The 3,187-nt window shown below is 67.2% G+C and carries 4 protein-coding genes; 2 read left to right on the top strand and 2 right to left on the bottom strand.

Translation table 11 applies throughout. The annotated features are described in order from the left end of the window. The first annotated feature begins 67 nt into the window (after positions 1-67). Both ADBZ5U_RS14570 and rfbA read left to right on the top strand, forming a co-directional pair. Positions 68-442: a nuclear transport factor 2 family protein gene (locus ADBZ5U_RS14570; RefSeq protein WP_526811377.1), complete on the top strand. Its 375-nt coding sequence runs from the start codon at positions 68-70 to the stop codon at positions 440-442. 5 nt (positions 443-447) lie between these two features. Further along, entirely contained in the window at positions 448-1,314 is an 867-nt protein-coding gene (gene rfbA, locus ADBZ5U_RS14565) for a glucose-1-phosphate thymidylyltransferase RfbA (protein WP_526811375.1), read from the top strand. Here the strand turns inward: rfbA and ADBZ5U_RS14560 are convergent. Together ADBZ5U_RS14560 and ADBZ5U_RS14555 are read right to left on the bottom strand one after the other, a co-directional pair. After that, positions 1,265-2,533 carry a YibE/F family protein gene (locus ADBZ5U_RS14560; RefSeq protein ID WP_526811373.1) on the bottom strand — a complete coding sequence of 423 codons (1,269 nt, stop codon included), beginning with the start codon at positions 2,531-2,533 and terminating at the stop codon, positions 1,265-1,267. The two genes, rfbA and ADBZ5U_RS14560, sit on opposite strands and share 50 nt — an antisense overlap. Positions 2,534-2,536: 3 nt before the next feature. Beyond that, positions 2,537-3,187, bottom strand: a 651-nt coding sequence (locus ADBZ5U_RS14555; protein ID WP_526811371.1) for a pyridoxal phosphate-dependent aminotransferase, incomplete at its 5' end; no start/stop codon positions are given.

The raw sequence follows: 3,187 nt of genomic DNA, 5'->3' as shown, positions 1-3,187 counted from the left end.
TCTAGGCGGTACATCGCCGGGCCGGTAATTTGGGCTGTCTGCGCAAGGAATCAGGAGAGAGCGAACCATGAGCACCTCGGAGATCGCCACCGTCTTGGCGTGGCATGACGCGTTGAGCACAGGGGATACGGGCACGCTGGAGTCGTTGTCCAGTGACGACGTCGAGATCGGCGATGCGCACGGGGCCGCACAGGGTCACGCCGCGTTGCGCGAGTGGGCCCGGCGCACCGACGCCACCTTCGAGGTCGGGGAGATCTACTACCGCGACGGTGTCGTGGTGGTGGAGGAACGGATCACCCCGCGGGACGGTTCCGCGCCGGTGCGCACCGCCGCGTCGGCGTTCCGGGTCGTCGACGACCATGTCACCGCCGCCTTCCGACACGACGACCTGACAGCGGCGTTGGCGGCCACCGGGATGACCGACGAAGACCTGCAGGCCTGAGACGGATGCGCGGCATCATCCTGGCCGGCGGGTCGGGCACCCGGCTTCATCCGGTCACCCGGGGTGTCAGCAAGCAGTTGCTGCCGGTCTACGACAAGCCGATGATCTTCTACCCGCTGTCCACGCTCATGCTGGCCGGCATCCGCGACATTCTGGTCATCGCCACACCGCAGGACACCCCGGCCTTTCAGCGCCTGCTCGGCGACGGCGCGCAGTTCGGCATCGACATCACCTACTCGGTGCAGGAACGCCCGGACGGCCTGGCGCAGGCGTTCATCCTCGGCGCCGACCACATCGGCGCCGGGCCGGTGGCGCTGATCCTGGGCGACAACATCTTCTACGGACCCGGGATCGGAACCAACCTGCGCCGGTTCCGCAACATCGACGGCGCCGCGATCTTCGCCTATTGGGTGGCCAACCCATCGGCCTACGGTGTCGTCGAATTCGATTCCGATGGAAGGGCATTGGGGCTCGAGGAGAAACCGGCCACCCCGAAGTCGAACTACGCGGTCCCGGGTTTGTACTTCTACGACAACGACGTGGTCGCGATCGCCCGCTCGCTGCGGCCCTCGGCGCGCGGCGAGTTGGAGATCACCGACGTCAACCGGGTCTATCTGGACTCCGCACGACTCTCGGTGGAGGTATTGCCCCGGGGCACCGCCTGGCTGGACACCGGCACCTTCGACTCGCTTCTGGAGGCCGGCAATTTCGTCCGCACGGTCGAAGCGCGGCAGGGCCTGAAGGTGGCCTGCCCGGAGGAGATCGCCTGGCGGATGGGCTTCATCGACGACGCGGCCCTCGCCGAGCGGGCGCAGACGCTGCTCAAGTCGGGTTACGGCGACTACCTGCTGGAGCTTCTGGAGCGGCGGTAGCGGCGGACTTCGGTGTGGCCAGCACGGTGGCGACCGCGGTGGTCAGCGGCACCGACAGGGCGAGCGCTATACCGCCGACGGCCGATCGGGCGATCTCGGTGGCCACGCTCTCGCTGGTCAACACGTCCTTCAGGGAGCGGTTGGACACGCTGAACAGCAACAGCAGCGGAAGCGAACTGCCCGCGTAGGCGAGGACCAGTGTGTAGACGGTGCTGGCGATGTGGTCGCTGCCGACCCGCATGGCCCGAAGGAACACCTGTCGCCGCGAGCCGTGCCCGATATGGGCCAACTCGAAGACCGTCGACGACTGGGAGATCGTGACGTCGTTGAGCACACCCAGCGAACCGATGATGAAACCGGCCAGCAGAAGACCGTTGATCGACACGTTGCCGAGGTAGGCGGCCACCTCGTTGTTCCGATCTTCGGACAGACCGGTCAGATGGGTGAGTTTGATCGCCCCCCAGGACAGGAACGCGGCCAACAACATGGCGGTCAGGGTGCCCAGCAGTGCGGCGCTGGTCCGCAGACTCACGCCATGGGCGAGGTAGATCACCGCGAACAGGATCGCCGTCGATGCGACCAGCGCCACCGGCACCGCGGGGGCGCCATCGCGCAGGGCGGGCAGCATGAAGACCACAAGGACCGCGAAGGCGACGACGATGCCGACGAGGGCCCGCAGGCCGCGCCAGCGGGCGACCGCGACGATCACGACGGCGAAGAGCACCGCCAGCATCAGCAGCGGCCAGGTCCGCTCGTAGTCGTAGAAGCCGTAGCTGGTGACGCCCTGCTGGTCCACCTGCCGGAACACCCGAACCTTCTCGCCGGCAAGCAGATTCGGCTGGCCCGGTCCACGGGAGAACTCCAGCAGTGTGCTCGCACCGCTGTTGGGGCCGGTGTCGATTGCGACCAGTGACCGAACGCAACTCCCCGACCCGGGGATGCCGGCGGCGGGCGGTGCGGTCAGGACCTGCCGCGCCGACGGACTCCCGCAGTCGCCGAGGGCGCTGGAGACCACATGGCCGCCCTCGGTGGTCACCGATCCACCCGCGGCGTTCTGGAACGGCAACGGGATGTCGACCTTGTTGTTCGACGGCCAGAGCAGTACCGCGCCGACGGTCATCGCCAACCCGATGACGGCGAGGGCCGCGACCACGACCCGTGCCGCGAGTGGGCTCAGCGGTGCTGCGCCGTGGTGTGAATGCGAGTGTGAGTGAGTCACCGGCTACTGACGGTAGCCGGCCAGGAAGTTGCCCAGCCGCTCAATGGCTTTGGCGAGATCGCGTGCCCACGGCAGAGTCACGATCCGCAGGTGGTCCGGGGCCGGCCAGTTGAACCCGGTGCCCTGGGTCATCAGGATCTTCTCCTCGAGCAGCAGGTCCAGGACGAGTTTCTCGTCGTCGACGATGTCGTGGACCTCGGGGTCCAACCGCGGGAAGACATACAGCGCGCCCTGCGGTTTGACGCAGGAGACACCCGGGATCTCGTTGAGCTTCTGCCACGCCAGGTCGCGCTGCTCGAGCAACCGGCCTCCCGGCAGCACCAGGTCGTCGATGCTCTGGTGGCCGCCCAGGGCCACCTGAATGGCATGCTGCGCAGGGACATTCGGGCACAGCCGCATGTTGGCCAGCAGGCTGATCCCCTCGATGAAGCTGGTGGCATGGTCGCTGGGCCCGGTGATGACCAGCCAGCCCGAACGGTAGCCGGCCACCCGGTAGGCCTTCGACAGGCCGTTGAAGGTCAGGCACAGAAGATCGGGCGCGAGGGTGGCCAGCGAGACATGCCGGGTGTCGTCGTAGAGGATCTTGTCGTAGATCTCGTCGGCCAGCAGCAACAACTGGTGCCGACGTGCCAGATCGACCATCTGCTGCAACAC

It is taken from the genome of Mycobacterium sp., assembly GCF_040398885.1.
Classification (GTDB): domain Bacteria; phylum Actinomycetota; class Actinomycetes; order Mycobacteriales; family Mycobacteriaceae; genus Mycobacterium.
Note: the sequence above shows the minus strand (reverse complement) of the source record. Positions and strands in the feature narration are given on the sequence as shown.

Bases quoted from the DNA above. Each gene is read 5' to 3' on its own strand.
- ADBZ5U_RS14570 (WP_526811377.1), top strand. From the start codon at position 68: ATGAGCACCTCGGAGATCGCCACCGTCTTGGCGTGGCATGACGCGTTG.
- rfbA (WP_526811375.1), top strand. From the start codon at position 448: ATGCGCGGCATCATCCTGGCCGGCGGGTCGGGCACCCGGCTTCATCCG.